Genomic DNA, 15,521 nt, shown 5'->3' on the forward strand with positions numbered 1-15,521 from the left:
GTTAACAGTGTGGGCGCAAAAAATCATAAAGTTGGCGTGAAGGGTAACACCATGATTGCGCAGTATTGACCGGCAGCAACGGCATTAACGCATTGCTCACCAGCACTTCTTCGGCGTCGGCCAGCGTTTCCAGCGGCTCACTGACGCAATGCAGCGAGTATTCACTGTCTGCCAGCAGCTCAATCACCCGACGACGCATCAGCCCAGCCACCCCGGCCTGACCCAAGTCCGGCGTAAAAACCGCTTTTCCCTTACGCCAGAACAAATTAGCCGCACAGCATTCCACCAGCATACCGGCAGTGTCAAGCACCAGCGCCTCGTCGGCGGCCGTCTGGTCAAGATGCGTGCGGATCAACACCTGCTCCAAACGGTTCAAATGCTTCAGGCCAGCCAACAGGGGATTGCGCCCCAGCGCTACCGGACTGAGCGTCAGGCTGATGCCCTGTTCACGCCATGGCAGATAGTGTATCGGGTAAGCACTGCGAGAGACAATGCGCGTGGGGGCCTCACACCCTTTCGGGCTGTAACCTCGGCCACCGCTGCCGCGCGTCAATATCGCTTTGACCACGCCCAGGGGGATAGATTCTGCCGCATGCACCATTTCATCTTCCAAAGCGCTCCAGTCGCAGACCGGCAGCATCAGCCGTTGTGCCGCCAACTGCAGACGCTCGATATGCCAGGGCAACAGGTCGATTTTACCCTCAGTCACTCGGGCGGTAGTGAAACAACCGTCGCCAAACTGCAAACCGCGATCGCTCGGCGCTAGTGCATTATGCTGATACCCATTAATCCAGTACATAGACTCCCCCTGACCGCTTTGGTATCACTACAGAATAACAGGCGCAGGTACCATTAGCAGCAGCTTGCCGTCTGGCTATAACACCGGCAAGCAGAGCTTTCCGAGTCACGGGTCAACGCCATAAAAAAAGCCCGGTTTAAAAAACCGGGCTTTTTTAGCATCTGCCAGCAGAGGCATTACACCTTGCGGAAGATCAGTGAACCGTTGGTGCCACCGAAGCCGAAGGAGTTACACAGCGTGTACTGCATATCACTCACCTGGCGCGCTTCGTGCGCAACGAAGTCCAGATCGCAACCTTCATCCGGATTATCCAGGTTGATGGTTGGCGGAACGGCCTGGTCACGCAATGCCAATACGGTGAAGATCGATTCGATCGCACCTGCAGCACCCAACAGATGGCCGGTCATCGATTTGGTCGAACTGACCATCACGCGCGGTGCATCGCTGCCAAATACCGACTTCACCGCCTGCGTTTCGGCTTTGTCACCGGCCGGCGTTGAGGTGCCATGCGCATTGATATAACCGATTTGTGACGTAGTCACACCGGCATCACGTAACGCATTTTCCATCGCCAGCGCTGCGCCCGCACCATTCTCAGGCGGTGACGTCATGTGATAAGCATCGCTGCTCATCCCAAAGCCGACAACTTCAGCATAAATCTTGGCGCCGCGTTTTTTGGCGTGTTCGTACTCTTCCAGTACCATCATGCCGGCACCGTCACCCAGAACAAAACCGTCACGGTCTTTGTCCCATGGGCGGCTGGCCGCTTGTGGGTTTTCGTTACGGGTCGACAACGCGCGTGCTGCGCCAAAGCCACCGACACCCAACGGAGTACTGGCTTTCTCTGCCCCACCGGCCAGCATGACGTCAGCATCATTGTAAGCAATGATACGCGCGGCATGGCCAATGTTGTGCACACCTGAAGTACAGGCGGTGGCGATCGAAATGCTCGGGCCACGCATGCCGTACATGATGGTCAGGTGGCCTGCAATCATGTTAACGATGGTTGATGGCACAAAGAACGGACTGATTTTCCGTGGGCCACCGTTAACCAGTGAACTGTGGTTTTCTTCAATCAAACCCAGGCCGCCAATACCGGAGCCGATAGCGGCACCAATGCGGCTGGCATTAGCCTCGGTGATATCCAATTGCGCATCCTGCATGGCTTGCATGCCAGCAGCGATACCGTATTGGATGAAGGCGTCCATCTTGCGCGCATCTTTGCGTGAGATGAAATCTTCTGAGTTAAAATCCTTTACCAGGCCAGCAAACTTGGTCGCATAGGCTGTGGTATCGAAATGGTCGATCAGGCTGATGCCACTCTGACCGGCAAGAAGAGCTGTCCATGTGGACTCTACCGTATTGCCGACAGGAGACAACATGCCCAGTCCGGTCACAACTACTCGACGCTTAGACACGTTTGTCCTCCAAGGAGGGAAAATATGACACTAGGGATAGAAAAAACTTAGGCGGTCGAGTGACCGCCTAGATATGTTCTCTTACTGCTGGCTGGCGTTGATGAAATCAATAGCTGCCTGAACAGTAGTGATTTTCTCAGCTTCTTCGTCTGGAATCTCTGTGTCGAACTCTTCTTCCAGAGCCATTACCAGCTCAACGGTGTCAAGAGAATCAGCACCCAGATCTTCAACGAAAGAAGCGTTATTTAAAACTTCTTCCTGTTTAACACCCAACTGCTCAACAATGATTTTCTTAACGCGTTCTTCGATAGTGCTCATACTCTTAAATTTCCTATCAAAACTCGCTTTCGCGATGGTTTTCGTAGTGTATAAAATGTTGAAAAAGATGCAACTAAATCCCGGCTGGTCAAACCACGATTTTACGCTATTCTGCGGTTTTTACCCCAAATAACGCAAATAGTTTTCGCATTTTTTAAATCATGTACATGCCGCCATTGACATGCAACGTTTCACCGGTGATGTAGCTAGCCTCATCAGAGGCTAAAAATGCAACAGCGCTGGCGATTTCTTTAGCATCCCCCAGCCGGTTGGCTGGAACTGATGACAAAATGCCTGCACGCTGATCATCTGTCAACGCCCGTGTCATGTCCGTCTCAATAAAGCCAGGTGCCACGACGTTGACCGTAATGCCACGCGAAGCAACTTCACGTGCCAAAGACTTACTAAAACCAATCAAACCGGCTTTAGCCGCCGCGTAATTAGCCTGCCCTGCGTTCCCCATGGTTCCGACTACAGAACCGATGGTGATGATACGGCCAAACCGCTTTTTCATCATAGCTCGCATTACCGCTTTTGACAGACGGAATACGGAAGTCAGATTGGTGTTCAGGATATCCTGCCACTCGTCGTCCTTCATACGCATCAGGAGGTTATCACGCGTAATACCGGCATTATTCACTAAAATGTCGATTTCGCCAAATTCAGCACGAATAGATGCCAGAACGCTGTCGATAGATTGAGCATCGACCACATTCAACGCAAACCCTTTGCCGCTTGCACCCAGGTAGCTGCTGATAGCCTCAGCGCCGCTTTCACTGGTGGCGGTGCCGATAACTTTAGCACCACGTGCTACAAACGTTTCTGCAATAGCCCGGCCAATACCCCGGCTAGCGCCGGTGACCAGAACAACTTTACCTTCGAAGCTCATTGTTTTCCTCTTTATTGTTCAAGCGCCGCTGTCAGGCTGGCTGCGTCATTGACCGCCGCCGCCGTCAGGGTATCAACAATACGTTTAGTCAGACCGGTCAGAACTTTACCCGGACCAACCTCTAGCAGCAGCGTAACGCCCTGTGCTGCCATAAACTCTACGCTCTCGGTCCAACGCACCGGGCTGTACAACTGACGCACCAGCGCACTGCGGATCGCTTCTGGATCGGTTTCGGTGCGCACGTCGACATTATTCACCACCGGCACCTGTGGCGCACTGAAGGTGATTTCCTGCAACGCGATGGCCAGCTTGTCTGCAGCCGGTTTCATCAGTGCGCAGTGCGAAGGCACGCTCACCGGCAACGGCAACGCACGCTTGGCACCTGCGGCTTTACAGGCCGCGCCTGCACGTTCAACCGCTTCCTTATTGCCAGCGATCACCACCTGGCCTGGTGAATTGAAGTTCACCGGCGAAACAACCTGCCCCTGTGCAGACTCTTCACAAGCCTTGGCGATAGCCGCGTTGTCCAGGCCGATAATGGCGGACATCGCGCCAGTGCCTTCCGGCACCGCTTCCTGCATCAGTTTGCCGCGCAGTTCAACCAGACGGATTGCCGCCTGGAAATCCAGCACGCCCGCACACACCAGCGCCGAGTATTCACCCAGGCTATGGCCGGCCATGATTGCAGGCGCTTTACCGCCCTGCTGCTGCCAGACGCGGAAAATCGCTACGGAAGCCGCCAGCAATGCCGGCTGAGTCTGCCAGGTTTTGTTCAGTTCTTCCGCCGGTCCTTGCTGCACCAGTTGCCACAGGTCGTAACCCAGAACGGAAGAGGCTTCGCTGAAGGTCGCTTCAACGATAGGATATTGAGTGGCCAAATCGGCCAACATGCCCAGGGTCTGTGAGCCCTGGCCAGGGAAAACAAAAGCAAATTGCGTCATTTTTTCTTCCTGTTAATCAGAAACGAACCAGCGCCGAGCCCCAGGTAAAGCCGCCGCCAAAGGCTTCCAACAACACCAATTGGCCGCGTTGAATTCGCCCATCACGCACCGCTTCATCGAACGCTGCGGGGACCGAAGCGGCAGAAGTGTTACCGTGACGATCGAGCGTCACTACCACTTTCTCCAGCCCCATACCCAATTTTTTCGCCGTCGCGCTAATAATGCGCAGATTGGCCTGGTGCGGCACCAGCCAGTCCAGCGAGCTGCGGTCCAGATTATTGGCCTGCAAGGTTTCATCAACGATGTGAGCCAGTTCGGTAACCGCTACCTTGAAGACTTCATTACCCGCCATGGTGACATAGGCCGGTTTGTCTTGATCCTGACGATCTTTGAACGGCAAGGTCAACAAACCGCCGTAGCTGCCATCGGCATGCAGATGGGTCGACAGGATGCCGGGTTCTTCAGAAGCCCCCAACAGCACGGCGCCTGCGCCATCACCAAACAGAATGATAGTGCCGCGATCTTCCGGATCCAGTGTGCGTGACAATACGTCAGCACCAATCACCAGAGCATGCTTCACCGCGCCGTTTTTAACATACTGATCGGCGACGCTCAACGCATAGGTGAAACCGGCGCAGGCCGCAGCCAGATCGAATGCCGCACAGTCCTTAATACCCAGCAACTGCTGCACCTGGCAGGCAGAACTTGGGAATGCGTGGCTCGAGGTGGTGGTAGCCACTACGATCAGCCCGATGTCTTCTTTAGCCACACCCGCCATTTCCAGCGCTTTTTCAGCAGCATGGAAGCCCATCGTCGCAACGGTTTCATCCGCGGCGGCAATACGGCGTTCACGGATACCGGTACGAGAGACGATCCACTCGTCAGAGGTATCCACCATTTTTTCCAGGTCAGCGTTGGTGCGCACTTGTACGGGTAAATAACTCCCCGTACCGAGAATCTTTGTATACATGTACGATCAGTCACTCTTAGGTAATACAGCTTCAAGGCGCGCAGCAATCCTGTCAGGGACTTGCCGCTGCACCGCCTGCACAGCCTGTTCGATTGCAACTGCAAACGCGTGTGGGTTCGCAGCGCCGTGGCTCTTGATTACGGTGCTGCGCAATCCTAACAGACATGCGCCATTATACTGGTCGGGGTTCAGGTGGCCGAACCGCTTTACCACCCGTTTTTGCAACCAACGGCCCAACAATTTTAACCACCACGCCTGCTTGCCACCGTCTCCGGATGATTTCAGCAGCGATAAAAATACTCTTACCACCCCTTCCATGGTCTTCAGGGTGACGTTACCCACAAAGCCGTCGCAGACCAACACATCGGTTTTACCGGTGAGGAGATCGTTGCCTTCCAGGTAACCAATATAGTTGATTGCCGGAGTATTTTTTAGCACGGCGGCCGCTTCGCGGATATTATCCAGGCCTTTGGTTTCTTCTTCACCAATATTCAGCAGCGCCACGCGAGGTTGCGCAATCCCCACCACCTCTTCGGCCATCACCGCGCCCATCACCGCAAACTGCACCAGCATGGTGCTGTCGCATTCGACGTTGGCACCCAGATCCAGCACCACGGTTTTGCCACCCAGTTGATTCGGGATCACCGTCATCAACGCCGGCCGTTCAATACCGTCCAGCGGCTTAATCAGCATTTTCGCCAACCCCATCAACGCACCGGTATTGCCCGCGCTGACGCAGCCCTGCGCATCACCGTTTTTAGTCAGTTCCAGCGCAATGCGCATGGAAGTACCACGGCTGGCACGTATCGCTTGTGAGGGTTTGGCGTCGCCGGCAATCACTGATTCAGCGGGCACGACTTGCAAACGTTCCAGAAGAACCGGATCGGCTTTGGCAAGTAACGGAGAGAGGGTGTCGGGATTGCCGACCAGCAGAAGATGAAGCTGTAAATTAGAGGCCAGTGCCTGCAATGAAGCAGGCACTGTGACGCAGGGACCGAAGTCCCCGCCCATTGCATCTAACGCCAGGGTTAGACGAGTCAAGGTACCGCTACTTAGCCGATAACCTTGCGACCGCGGTAGAAACCGTCGGCAGTGATATGGTGACGCAGGTGAGTCTCGCCAGATGCTTTATCTACAGACAAAGTGGCGGTGGTCAGAGCATCGTGTGAACGACGCATGCCACGTTTGGAACGGGTTGGTTTATTTTGTTGTACGGCCATGGACCTTACTCCTTAATTACTTACGCTTTAAACTGGCTAATACGGCAAATGGATTTGGTTTCTCTGCCTCTGCAGGCAGTTTGCCAAATACCATGTCCGCTTCGGACACTTCACAGTGTTCAGATTCATGTACCGGGACGACAGGCAGTGAAAGAATAATTTCGTCTTCAATCATTGCCAGCAGATCGACTTCGCCAAACTCATCGACTTCGATCGGCTCGTACGCCCCCGGTAATGCCTCAGCCTGCTCATCATTGACGACCGGGCTAAAACAATATGTTGTGTGCACATGATGTTCAAACGGCACTCCACAGCGTTGGCACATCAGCATTACCTGGACGTCCGCATGCCCTGTTATCACCGCGAGGCGCTGGTTATCAATATCAAAGGATAACGAGACCTCAACATCACTGTCCACACTGACCACAGAGTCGGCAACACGTGTAACCTGCTCAGGCGCATAGGAACCAACATAGTCCAGGCGTTTCTGAGCGGTACGTACCGCATCAATGGTCAAGGGTAATTTTACCTTTTGCATAGGGCGCGCATATTAACTTTGTAACGACTTAGAGTCAAAGAAAAAGGCCGTAAAACGGCACCTTTCACCAATATTCGCTTCCTCAGCGGCGGACAGTTTAAAATGCCCACTCTATTTACGCTACGGTTTACGAAAAAAATTATGCAAAGACTGCTCCTTGCCTCCACCTCGACCTACCGCAAGATGCTGCTGGAAAAGCTGCATCTGCCTTTTATCTGTGCCGCTCCGCAGGTCGATGAAGCCCCGCTGGACGGGGAAAACGCCGAAGCGCTGGTGCTGCGACTGGCAGCGGCGAAGGCCCAGGTATTGGCCAGCGCCTACCCCGACCACCTGATTATCGGCTCCGATCAGGTCTGCGTGATTGACGGTAAAATCACCGGAAAACCACACACCGAAGAAAATGCCCGTGCGCAATTACGTCAGGCCAGCGGGAAAAAGGTCACTTTTTATACCGGTCTGGCGTTATACAACAGTCATAGCCAACACCTGCAGGTGCTTTGCGAACCCTTTCACGTGCATTTCCGTTCACTGAGTGAGGCTGAAATAGCCGCCTATGTTCGCCTTGAGCAACCGCTCAACTGCGCAGGCAGTTTTAAAAGTGAAGGTTTGGGCATTGCGCTGTTCGACAAGCTGGAGGGGCGGGATCCGAATGCGTTGATCGGTCTGCCACTGATCGCGCTGTTGGAGATGCTGCGGGCTGAAGGCATCAACCCGCTGGCATAAAGTACGGCTTACTGTTCTTTCGACTGCTTGCGCAGGACCTGCAGGCAGTGGCGCAACTCTGCGTCCATCGGCGCTTCGATACGCATCGTTTCGCCAGTACCTGGGTGTTCAAAGCGCAGCGCCGCCGCATGCAGGAACAAACGTTTGAGCCCGGTTCCCGCCAATTGGCGATCGAATTCACGATCGCCATAGCGATCGTCAAAGGCTATCGGATGTCCGGCGTGCAGTGCGTGAACACGAATTTGGTGAGTACGGCCGGTGATCGGGCTGGCCTTGACCAGCGTCGCATGCTCAAAGCGCTCTTCCACCTTGAAACGGGTTTCCGACGGTTTACCCTCGCTGTTGACGCGTACAATGCGTTCGCCGCTCTGCAGAATATTTTTCAGCAACGGGGCCTGTACCGCTTTGCAATGCGACTGCCATTGACCGCGCACCAGTGCCAGATAATCCTTCTGCATCCCTTTCATCCGCAGTTGCTCATGCAAGGAGCGCAGCGCAGAACGCTTTTTCGCCACCAACAGCACGCCGGAGGTGTCGCGGTCCAGACGATGCACCAACTCCAGGAAGCGGGCTTCCGGGCGCAACGCACGCAAAGCTTCGATCACACCAAAGCTCAGGCCGCTGCCACCATGCACCGCAGTGCCTGAAGGTTTGTTCAGCAGCAGCAGGTGATCATCTTCATACAAAATGCAATTGGCCAGCGCGGCCACTTTATCCAGCTTGGCAGAGACCGGTGCTTCTTCACGCTCGGCAACGCGTACCGGCGGCACACGCACCACGTCACCGGGCGCCAGCTTGTATTCCGCCTTGATGCGTCCTTTATTAACGCGCACCTCGCCTTTACGTACGATGCGATAAATCATGCTCTTCGGCACGCCTTTCAGGCGGGCAAGCAGAAAGTTGTCGATTCGCTGACCGGCTTCGTCGTCAGAAATCGTGATGAGTTGTACTGCAGGAATGTTCGTTTTCATGGGGCAGGATTCTAAATAGAGCGCGTAAATAGCGCCACTTCTTTTTATGTGCTTAACTGTCTCTCTGACTGCAGGCGAAATTCAAGCGGACAATAAGGCAGCAAGCCGGTTTGAACGTTTGCGATTTCTTCCGCAGTTAAGGAAAAGTCACCTTGCTATAACAGTATCAGCAGTGGAATAATGCATTTACTTTCCACGTTGATTCTCGTTAAACAGGGAAAACTGTGGAATTATAAAATTTGTCTGATGGCACAAAAACGCAGCAATGGCGTAAGACGTAATGTGAAATCAAACAATTAGCGGGCTGCGGGTTGCAGCTTGGCCGGCAAACGGAATCAGATCTGTCGACGTAAATCAGAGGCTATTCCCCTAGTAAAAGTGCTGTTTTTCACAAAGAAATACAGGCTTACCGAGATAATGCGCCCCTATGCAGGCGACAACCGTGAGGTTGACGGCTTTGCGAGAAGACACGGGGTTTTCGGTTTTAATCCGGCCATGAGGTTATTTTGCCCGCAGCTTTGTCGATAATGTAAAAATAACGAGTAAGTTAAGATGAAAAGAATGTTGATTAACGCAACTCAGCAGGAAGAGTTGCGTGTTGCCTTGGTAGATGGACAGCGGCTGTATGATTTGGATATTGAAAGTCCAGGTCATGAACAGAAAAAAGCGAATATTTACAAAGGTAAAATCACTCGTATAGAACCAAGTCTTGAAGCAGCGTTTGTTGATTACGGCGCCGAACGACATGGTTTCCTCCCTCTTAAAGAAATCGCTCGCGAATACTTCCCAAGTAACTACTCTTCCCACGGTCGCCCAAACATCAAAGATGTGCTGCGCGAAGGCCAGGAAGTGATCGTTCAGGTTGATAAAGAAGAACGTGGTAACAAAGGCGCTGCCTTGACCACCTTCATCAGCCTGGCCGGCAGTTATCTGGTGCTGATGCCGAACAACCCACGTGCCGGTGGTATTTCACGCCGCATTGAGGGTGACGACCGCACCGAACTGAAAGAAGCGCTTTCTTCCCTGCAACTGCCAGACGGCATGGGTCTGATTGTTCGTACCGCCGGCGTTGGCAAATCTGCCGATGCGCTGCAGTGGGATCTGTCATTCCGCCTGAAGCACTGGGAAGCGATTAAAAAAGCCGCTGAAGGCCGCGCTGCGCCATTCCTGATCCATCAGGAAAGCAACGTTATCGTGCGTGCGTTCCGCGACTATCTGCGCCCGGACATCGGCGAAATCCTGATCGACAACCCAAAAGTTCTCGAGCTGGCCAAAGAGCACATTGCTGCCCTGGGCCGTCCGGATTTCAGCAGCAAAATCAAACTGTACAGCGGCGAAATCCCTCTGTTCAGCCACTACCAAATCGAATCCCAAATTGAATCCGCTTTCCAGCGTGAAGTTCGCCTGCCTTCCGGCGGTTCGATCGTTATCGACTCCACCGAAGCGCTGACCGCTATCGACATCAACTCCGCGCGGGCAACTCGCGGCGGCGATATCGAAGAGACTGCGTTCAACACCAACCTGGAAGCGGCAGACGAGATCGCTCGCCAGCTGCGCCTGCGTGACCTTGGCGGCCTGATCGTTATCGACTTTATCGATATGACCCCGGTTCGCCATCAGCGTGAAGTGGAAAACCGTCTGCGTGACGCCGTTCGTCAGGACCGTGCACGTATCCAAATCGGTCGCATTTCGCGTTTCGGCCTGCTTGAGATGTCGCGTCAGCGCCTCAGCCCATCACTGGGTGAGTCCAGCCATCACGTCTGCCCGCGCTGTAACGGCACCGGCACCATCCGTGATAACGAATCGCTGGCACTTTCCATTCTTCGTCTGATCGAAGAAGAAGCGCTGAAAGAAAATACCAAAGAAGTTCACGCCATCGTGCCGGTCCAGGTGGCCTCTTACCTGCTGAACGAAAAACGTGACTCGGTGAGCGCGATCGAAAAACGTCAGGGTGGCGTGAAAGCGATCATCGTGCCAAACGATCAGATGCAAACCCCGCACTACTCTGTACTGCGCGTGCGTAAGGGCGAAGAAACACCAACCCTGAGCTACCTGCTGCCAAAACTGCACGAAGAAGAGATGGCCCAGCCGCTGGAAGATGCGCCGATGGAGCGTAAGCGTCCGGAACAACCGGCTCTGGCTTCGTTCTCTCTGGCTGCAGACGCCCCACCGCCGGCAGAAGAACCGGTTGTGGCTCAAGCTGCCGTCGCCGCGACTACGATCAAGCAAACGGCACCTGCCGCTGCCAAACCGGGCCTGTTGGGCCGCCTGTTCGGTGGTCTGAAAGCGCTATTTGCCGGTGAAGAACAATCGGTTGTCGAAGCCAAACCTGTCGTTGAAGCGCCGAAGTCTGAAGGCAACGGTGAAAACCGCCGTCAGGATCGTCGTGGCCAACGCCGTCAGGGCACCGGTCGTAAAGATCGCGGTGAGCGCGGAGAACGTGGTGAGCGCAGCGATCGTCCAGAACGTGGTGAGCGTAAAGAGCGCGGTGAAGGCCGTGACAATCGCGAAAATCGTGAGCCGCGTGAAAATCGCGAGCCTCGTGACAACCGCGAAGGACGTGAAACACGTGAAGTGCGTGATGAGCAGCGTCGTAACCGTCGCAATGCGCCACAAACCACTGCAGCCGTAGTCGAAGAGCCGCTGTCTGAAGAAGCCGCCAAGGCACAGCGCGAAGAGCAGCAACAGCGCCGTGACCAGCGTGCCGATCGCCAGCGTCGTCGTCAGGAAGAGAAACGACAGGCTCAGCAGGAAGTGGCTGCGCTGGAAAGCGTAGAAACAGCAACCACTGCCACTGCTAACACCAGCGTTGACGAAGACCTTGAAGAACGTCAGATGCAGAACATGCAGCGTCGTCAGCGTCGTCCTCTGTCGCAGAAAATTCGCGTACTGTCTGCAGAAGAAGAACTGCATCGTGCAGCGGAAGAACTGCTGGCGCCAAAAGCGCCGGTAGCGAAAGCCCAGGACGTGCAGCCTGCCCAGGTTGAAGACAGCGTTAAACTCCTGCCGGAAACCCTTGAAGCACAAGCTGAAGATGATGCACAGGACAACCGCGCTAATGGCGAAAACGGCATGCCACGCCGCTCACGCCGTTCACCGCGCCACCTGCGTGTTAGCGGTCAACGTCGTCGCCGTTACCGTGACGAGCGTTACCCTACCCAGTCGCCAATGCCACTGGCAGGGGCTTTCGCTTCTCCGGAAATGGCTTCAGGCAAGGTGTGGGTGAGTTACCCTGTCACACAAACTGCGCAAGTGATTGAAGAAGCTGAAGTTCAGACTGAAGCTGTCGAAATCGCTGCCGACAATGTCATGGCACAGGAAGCCGTCAGCGTTGCCGCTCCAGTGATTACTGAAGCTGCGGTGCAAGCCGTTGCGCCAGTGAGCGAGCCGGAAGTGGTGGCCACAGCAGTAGAGCCCGTCCAACCGGTTGTTGAAACCGTTGAGCCGGCAATCATTGCCCAGGCCGAAGAAACCACACCAGCACCTGTAGCTGAAGCGCCAATGGTAGAAGAAACTGCGGTAGTTGAAGCGGCACCAGTGGTAGAGGAAGCCCCTGTGGTTGAACCTTCCCCTGTAGTCGAAGAAACACCGGTAGTGGCTGCAGCAACCGTTGCTGAAGAAACTGTCGTTGAGCCCGTTGTTGAAGTCGCACCCGTGCAGGAAGTTGCTGCGCCGGTTGTACAACAGCAGCCAGCGCCGGTGCAAGAGGTGCTGTATAAACACATCGCTACTGCGCCAATGACCAAAGCTCCTGCACCGGACTATGTAGCGGATCAGCAGCAGCAAAGTGATTGGCAGCGCCCTTCCTTCAACTTCGAAGGCAAAGGTTCAGCAGGTGGCCATGCGGCGGCAAATCAAGCCACCGCCCCAGCAACCAAACCGCAGCCAATTAACGACTAAGTTAATCTGCTTCGATAAAAAAACCCGCCAATTTGGCGGGTTTTTTATTGCTCAAAAATCGGCTCAGGCGATTTTCTTCAACTGCTTGATATCCAGCAAATCCAGTTTGCCCTCTATCTGGCTAACAAAATGCTTAAAATGCTCGGTGGCATTGTGTTTTTCCAGCGCCTCAGCGCTTGCCCAACGCTCAAAGAATACGAAAGTGCCCGGCTTTTCGAGATCGCGGTGCAGATCATATTGCAGGTTACCCAGCTCCTGGCGGCTTGGATCGATAATCTCATGCACCGCATCGCTGACGGCGGACACAAATTCAGGTTTCGCCTGTAAGGTGGCAATAACACGTACTTCCATTTCTCTCTCCCATTCCACATGATTAATGTTGATAACCCGGCAGTTATCGCGCAGGCATCATTAAAATCTCTGACACTATGCGCCTGATAGCCAATTGATTTCAACTTGCCGTGAACAAACAGATGCATCGCGAGCGCTTTCCGCTTATCCTTACACCCCGGCGTGAATAACCCCCATTATTCGCTTTTATCTAGACCCGTATCTAACCGCCGGAGCCTTGCAACATGACTGCACAACCTCAAGCCCTGAAAATCCGCCGCCCTGACGACTGGCACATCCATCTGCGTGATGACGACATGCTGAAAACGGTTCTGCCCTATACCAGTCAGGTCTTTGGCCGGGCGATTGTGATGCCGAACCTGGCTCCGCCAATTACTACCGTCGCCGCCGCTCGCGCTTACCGTGACCGTATTCTGGCAGCAGTTCCTCAGGGGCATGATTTCACCCCGCTGATGACCTGTTATCTGACCAATTCACTGGATGCTACTGAGCTGGTCAACGGGTTCGAGCAAGGGGTGTTCACCGCCGCCAAGCTGTACCCGGCCAACGCCACCACCAACTCCAGCCATGGCGTCAGCGATGTCAAAGCCATCTATCCGCTGTTCGAGCAAATGCAAAAAATCGGCATGCCGCTGTTGATTCATGGGGAAGTAACCGATGCCGCCGTCGATATTTTCGACCGTGAGGCACGCTTTATCGAGCAGGTTATGGAGCCGATTCGCCAGCAGTTCCCCGAGCTGAAAATTGTCTTCGAGCACATCACCACCAAAGAAGCGGCGCAGTACGTGCAGGAAGGCAATCGTTTTCTTGGCGCGACCATCACCCCCCAGCATCTGATGTTTAACCGTAACCATATGCTGGTTGGCGGCATCCGTCCGCACCTGTTCTGCCTGCCGATCCTTAAACGTAATATTCACCAGGACGCGCTACGTAAAGCCGTTGCCAGCGGTTCGGATCGCTTCTTCCTCGGCACCGACTCCGCCCCCCATGCCAAACACCGCAAGGAATCAAGCTGTGGTTGTGCCGGCGTGTTTAACGCTCCCAATGCTATCCCGGCCTACGCCAGCGTCTTCGAGCAACTGGGCGCACTGGAGCACCTGGAAGCCTTCTGCTCGCTGAACGGCCCGCGTTTTTACGGCCTACCGGTCAATGCCGATTTCATCGAGCTGCAGCGTGTGCCCACTATCCAGCCGGAAGAAATTGCCATGGGCAACGAAACGGTCGTGCCATTCCTGGCCGGAGAGAGTCTGAGCTGGTCAGTGACAGCAGAATAATCTTTTTTTAATCTAGCCTCTTGCCCCCGCGCACGGTTAACTGTATAAATATCCAGTAAATCGCTTCGGGGGCAATTATGCGTGTTGAAGTCACTATAGATAAAACCAAACCGCTACCGTCAGGGGCCATCGAGGCTCTGACCGGCGAACTGAGCAAGCGGGTAAACCGCCAATTTCCAGACACCCAGGTGCAAGTACGTTATGCCGGTTCCAACGGGCTCTCGGTATTGGGCGGCCTGAAAACAGATAAAGATCTGATCGCGGACATCCTCCAGGAAACCTGGGAAAGTGCTGACGATTGGTTTAGCGCAGAATAATACTGCAATGTAGTTTTTGCCGGGGGTCGCTCTCCGGCTTTTTTGTATTTAAAGTCCGGCATAATGTGGTTTAATTTTCTGCTGGAAGAAAAGCTTTATCTGGTCTGTACTGAATGCTTTAACAGGAGGTATTTGACATGGCCCCGGACAAGGTGAAAACCGAAGAAGCGATGACCTTTGGCGAACTGCTGGCGCTGATTGCCGATCAAAAGCGGCGTTTGAGCGTTCTGGAAGTGGCATTTTCCTATCTGGCTTTTGGCCTGGATGACAAAGCCAATCAATTATTAATTCACAGCCTGAAGCTCGAATCACAAAATCAAAGTCGTGATGCTGAAACCCAACAGCACTTTGCCCATCTGGCCGCCGAACTGGGAAAACGGCTAAAGGGTATCCCGCTCCCCCCTGAAACTGAATGAATCTAATGCCGCCCCCTCAACATGTTTTTGCAAGTCGACGTGTAGAATAATCACTCAATTAAATAATTATTTTGCAAAAGAAGGTGGGAAACTCTCCACCGCCGTAGCTAGATGCGTATACTGTAATTGCTCACATGATGATGGGCCGCATTGATCCTCGTTAGTCACTCACGGTAGTCACTACTCAATAAGGGGTCTTTATGGACAGAAATGATGAAGTAATTCAGACACACCCGCTTGTTGGTTGGGATATCAGTACTGTCGACGCTTATGACGCCATGATGATACGCCTTCATTACCTGTCTTCACGAGATCAGACACCCGAAGACGCCCAAGTAGACAGAACGCTTTGGCTAACCACAGATGTCGCACGCCAATTAATCAATATCTTAGAAGCCGGCATCGCCAAGATTGAAGCAACGGATTACCAGGACCTTGATCGTAAAAAGCACTAATTCACCGTACCAAAATGCCTA

The 15,521-nt window shown here is 53.9% G+C and carries 17 protein-coding genes; 6 read left to right on the forward strand and 11 right to left on the reverse strand.

The genetic code is table 11. The features are described from left to right. Position 1 precedes the first annotated feature (1 nt). The 9 genes from pabC to yceD form a co-directional block, all read right to left on the reverse strand. Positions 2-799, reverse strand: a complete 798-nt coding sequence (gene pabC / locus OC597_RS00685; RefSeq protein WP_261424406.1) for an aminodeoxychorismate lyase — start codon at positions 797-799, stop codon at positions 2-4. Between the two features lie 176 nt (positions 800-975). After that, the gene (fabF, locus tag OC597_RS00690) at positions 976-2,217 is read right to left on the reverse strand and encodes a beta-ketoacyl-ACP synthase II (protein WP_261253746.1); all 1,242 of its coding nucleotides are present in this window, start codon (positions 2,215-2,217) and stop codon (positions 976-978) included. An 81-nt stretch (positions 2,218-2,298) separates the two neighbouring features. After that, on the reverse strand, positions 2,299-2,535 hold the full coding sequence (acpP, locus tag OC597_RS00695; RefSeq protein ID WP_004719003.1) for an acyl carrier protein: 237 nt from the start codon (positions 2,533-2,535) through the stop codon (positions 2,299-2,301). 154 nt (positions 2,536-2,689) lie between these two features. After that, complete coding sequence (gene fabG, locus OC597_RS00700) at positions 2,690-3,424, reverse strand: 3-oxoacyl-ACP reductase FabG (RefSeq protein WP_261253744.1); 735 nt, start codon at positions 3,422-3,424, stop codon at positions 2,690-2,692. A gap of 11 nt (positions 3,425-3,435) precedes the next feature. Further along, positions 3,436-4,365, reverse strand: coding sequence for an ACP S-malonyltransferase (gene fabD / locus OC597_RS00705; RefSeq protein WP_112348142.1), 930 nt, complete (start codon positions 4,363-4,365; stop codon positions 3,436-3,438). Between the two features lie 16 nt (positions 4,366-4,381). Beyond that, a complete protein-coding gene (locus OC597_RS00710) occupies positions 4,382-5,335 on the reverse strand; it encodes a beta-ketoacyl-ACP synthase III (protein WP_085116235.1) in 954 nt (317 codons plus the stop codon). A 6-nt stretch (positions 5,336-5,341) separates the two neighbouring features. Further along, the gene (gene plsX / locus OC597_RS00715) at positions 5,342-6,376 is read right to left on the reverse strand and encodes a phosphate acyltransferase PlsX (RefSeq protein WP_099062536.1); all 1,035 of its coding nucleotides are present in this window, start codon (positions 6,374-6,376) and stop codon (positions 5,342-5,344) included. Between the two features lie 11 nt (positions 6,377-6,387). Then, positions 6,388-6,555, reverse strand: a complete 168-nt coding sequence (gene rpmF / locus OC597_RS00720) for a 50S ribosomal protein L32 (RefSeq protein ID WP_012006327.1) — start codon at positions 6,553-6,555, stop codon at positions 6,388-6,390. A gap of 16 nt (positions 6,556-6,571) precedes the next feature. Continuing rightward, positions 6,572-7,093, reverse strand: a complete 522-nt coding sequence (yceD, locus tag OC597_RS00725) for a 23S rRNA accumulation protein YceD (RefSeq protein ID WP_261253735.1) — start codon at positions 7,091-7,093, stop codon at positions 6,572-6,574. Positions 7,094-7,234: 141 nt separating this feature from the next. On the opposite strand from yceD, the gene OC597_RS00730 reads away from it, so the two are divergent. After that, positions 7,235-7,816, forward strand: coding sequence for a Maf family protein (locus OC597_RS00730; RefSeq protein WP_262207016.1), 582 nt, complete (start codon positions 7,235-7,237; stop codon positions 7,814-7,816). An 8-nt stretch (positions 7,817-7,824) separates the two neighbouring features. Here the strand turns inward: OC597_RS00730 and rluC are convergent, their stop codons facing one another. Then, on the reverse strand, positions 7,825-8,787 hold the full coding sequence (gene rluC, locus OC597_RS00735) for a 23S rRNA pseudouridine(955/2504/2580) synthase RluC (RefSeq protein ID WP_085116231.1): 963 nt from the start codon (positions 8,785-8,787) through the stop codon (positions 7,825-7,827). Between the two features lie 552 nt (positions 8,788-9,339). Here rluC and rne point away from each other — a divergent pair. Continuing rightward, positions 9,340-12,687, forward strand: coding sequence for a ribonuclease E (gene rne, locus OC597_RS00740; protein WP_262207017.1), 3,348 nt, complete (start codon positions 9,340-9,342; stop codon positions 12,685-12,687). A 63-nt stretch (positions 12,688-12,750) separates the two neighbouring features. On the opposite strand, the gene OC597_RS00745 is transcribed toward rne, so the two are convergent. Then, complete coding sequence (locus OC597_RS00745; RefSeq protein ID WP_099064834.1) at positions 12,751-13,038, reverse strand: putative quinol monooxygenase; 288 nt, start codon at positions 13,036-13,038, stop codon at positions 12,751-12,753. Between the two features lie 224 nt (positions 13,039-13,262). On the opposite strand from OC597_RS00745, the gene pyrC reads away from it, so the two are divergent. The 4 genes from pyrC (at position 13,263) to bssS (ending at position 15,500) form a co-directional block, all read left to right on the forward strand. Next, the gene (pyrC, locus tag OC597_RS00750; RefSeq protein ID WP_261253727.1) at positions 13,263-14,312 is read left to right on the forward strand and encodes a dihydroorotase; all 1,050 of its coding nucleotides are present in this window, start codon (positions 13,263-13,265) and stop codon (positions 14,310-14,312) included. Positions 14,313-14,389: 77 nt separating this feature from the next. Continuing rightward, on the forward strand, positions 14,390-14,629 hold the full coding sequence (gene dinI / locus OC597_RS00755; protein WP_085116227.1) for a DNA damage-inducible protein I: 240 nt from the start codon (positions 14,390-14,392) through the stop codon (positions 14,627-14,629). 137 nt (positions 14,630-14,766) lie between these two features. Continuing rightward, positions 14,767-15,045, forward strand: a complete 279-nt coding sequence (locus OC597_RS00760) for a hypothetical protein (protein ID WP_261253725.1) — start codon at positions 14,767-14,769, stop codon at positions 15,043-15,045. Between the two features lie 200 nt (positions 15,046-15,245). Then, positions 15,246-15,500 (forward strand): biofilm formation regulator BssS, encoded by a 255-nt coding sequence (gene bssS, locus OC597_RS00765; RefSeq protein WP_012006318.1) that lies wholly within the window; start codon positions 15,246-15,248, stop codon positions 15,498-15,500. The last annotated feature ends 21 nt before the right edge of the window (positions 15,501-15,521 follow it).

It is taken from the genome of Serratia proteamaculans (assembly GCF_946227095.1).
Lineage (GTDB): Bacteria > Pseudomonadota > Gammaproteobacteria > Enterobacterales > Enterobacteriaceae > Serratia > Serratia proteamaculans_E.

Excerpts from the sequence above, each read along its gene's own strand:
- pabC (WP_261424406.1), bottom strand. The coding sequence starts at position 799 with ATGTACTGGATTAATGGGTATCAGCATAATGCACTAGCGCCGAGCGAT.
- acpP (WP_004719003.1), bottom strand. The coding sequence starts at position 2,535 with ATGAGCACTATCGAAGAACGCGTTAAGAAAATCATTGTTGAGCAGTTG.
- fabG (WP_261253744.1), bottom strand. The coding sequence starts at position 3,424 with ATGAGCTTCGAAGGTAAAGTTGTTCTGGTCACCGGCGCTAGCCGGGGT.
- fabD (WP_112348142.1), bottom strand. The coding sequence starts at position 4,365 with ATGACGCAATTTGCTTTTGTTTTCCCTGGCCAGGGCTCACAGACCCTG.
- OC597_RS00710 (WP_085116235.1), bottom strand. The coding sequence starts at position 5,335 with ATGTATACAAAGATTCTCGGTACGGGGAGTTATTTACCCGTACAAGTG.
- rpmF (WP_012006327.1), bottom strand. The coding sequence starts at position 6,555 with ATGGCCGTACAACAAAATAAACCAACCCGTTCCAAACGTGGCATGCGT.
- yceD (WP_261253735.1), bottom strand. The coding sequence starts at position 7,093 with ATGCAAAAGGTAAAATTACCCTTGACCATTGATGCGGTACGTACCGCT.
- OC597_RS00730 (WP_262207016.1), top strand. The coding sequence starts at position 7,235 with ATGCAAAGACTGCTCCTTGCCTCCACCTCGACCTACCGCAAGATGCTG.
- rluC (WP_085116231.1), bottom strand. The coding sequence starts at position 8,787 with ATGAAAACGAACATTCCTGCAGTACAACTCATCACGATTTCTGACGAC.
- rne (WP_262207017.1), top strand. The coding sequence starts at position 9,340 with ATGAAAAGAATGTTGATTAACGCAACTCAGCAGGAAGAGTTGCGTGTT.
- OC597_RS00745 (WP_099064834.1), bottom strand. The coding sequence starts at position 13,038 with ATGGAAGTACGTGTTATTGCCACCTTACAGGCGAAACCTGAATTTGTG.
- pyrC (WP_261253727.1), top strand. The coding sequence starts at position 13,263 with ATGACTGCACAACCTCAAGCCCTGAAAATCCGCCGCCCTGACGACTGG.
- dinI (WP_085116227.1), top strand. The coding sequence starts at position 14,390 with ATGCGTGTTGAAGTCACTATAGATAAAACCAAACCGCTACCGTCAGGG.
- OC597_RS00760 (WP_261253725.1), top strand. The coding sequence starts at position 14,767 with ATGGCCCCGGACAAGGTGAAAACCGAAGAAGCGATGACCTTTGGCGAA.
- bssS (WP_012006318.1), top strand. The coding sequence starts at position 15,246 with ATGGACAGAAATGATGAAGTAATTCAGACACACCCGCTTGTTGGTTGG.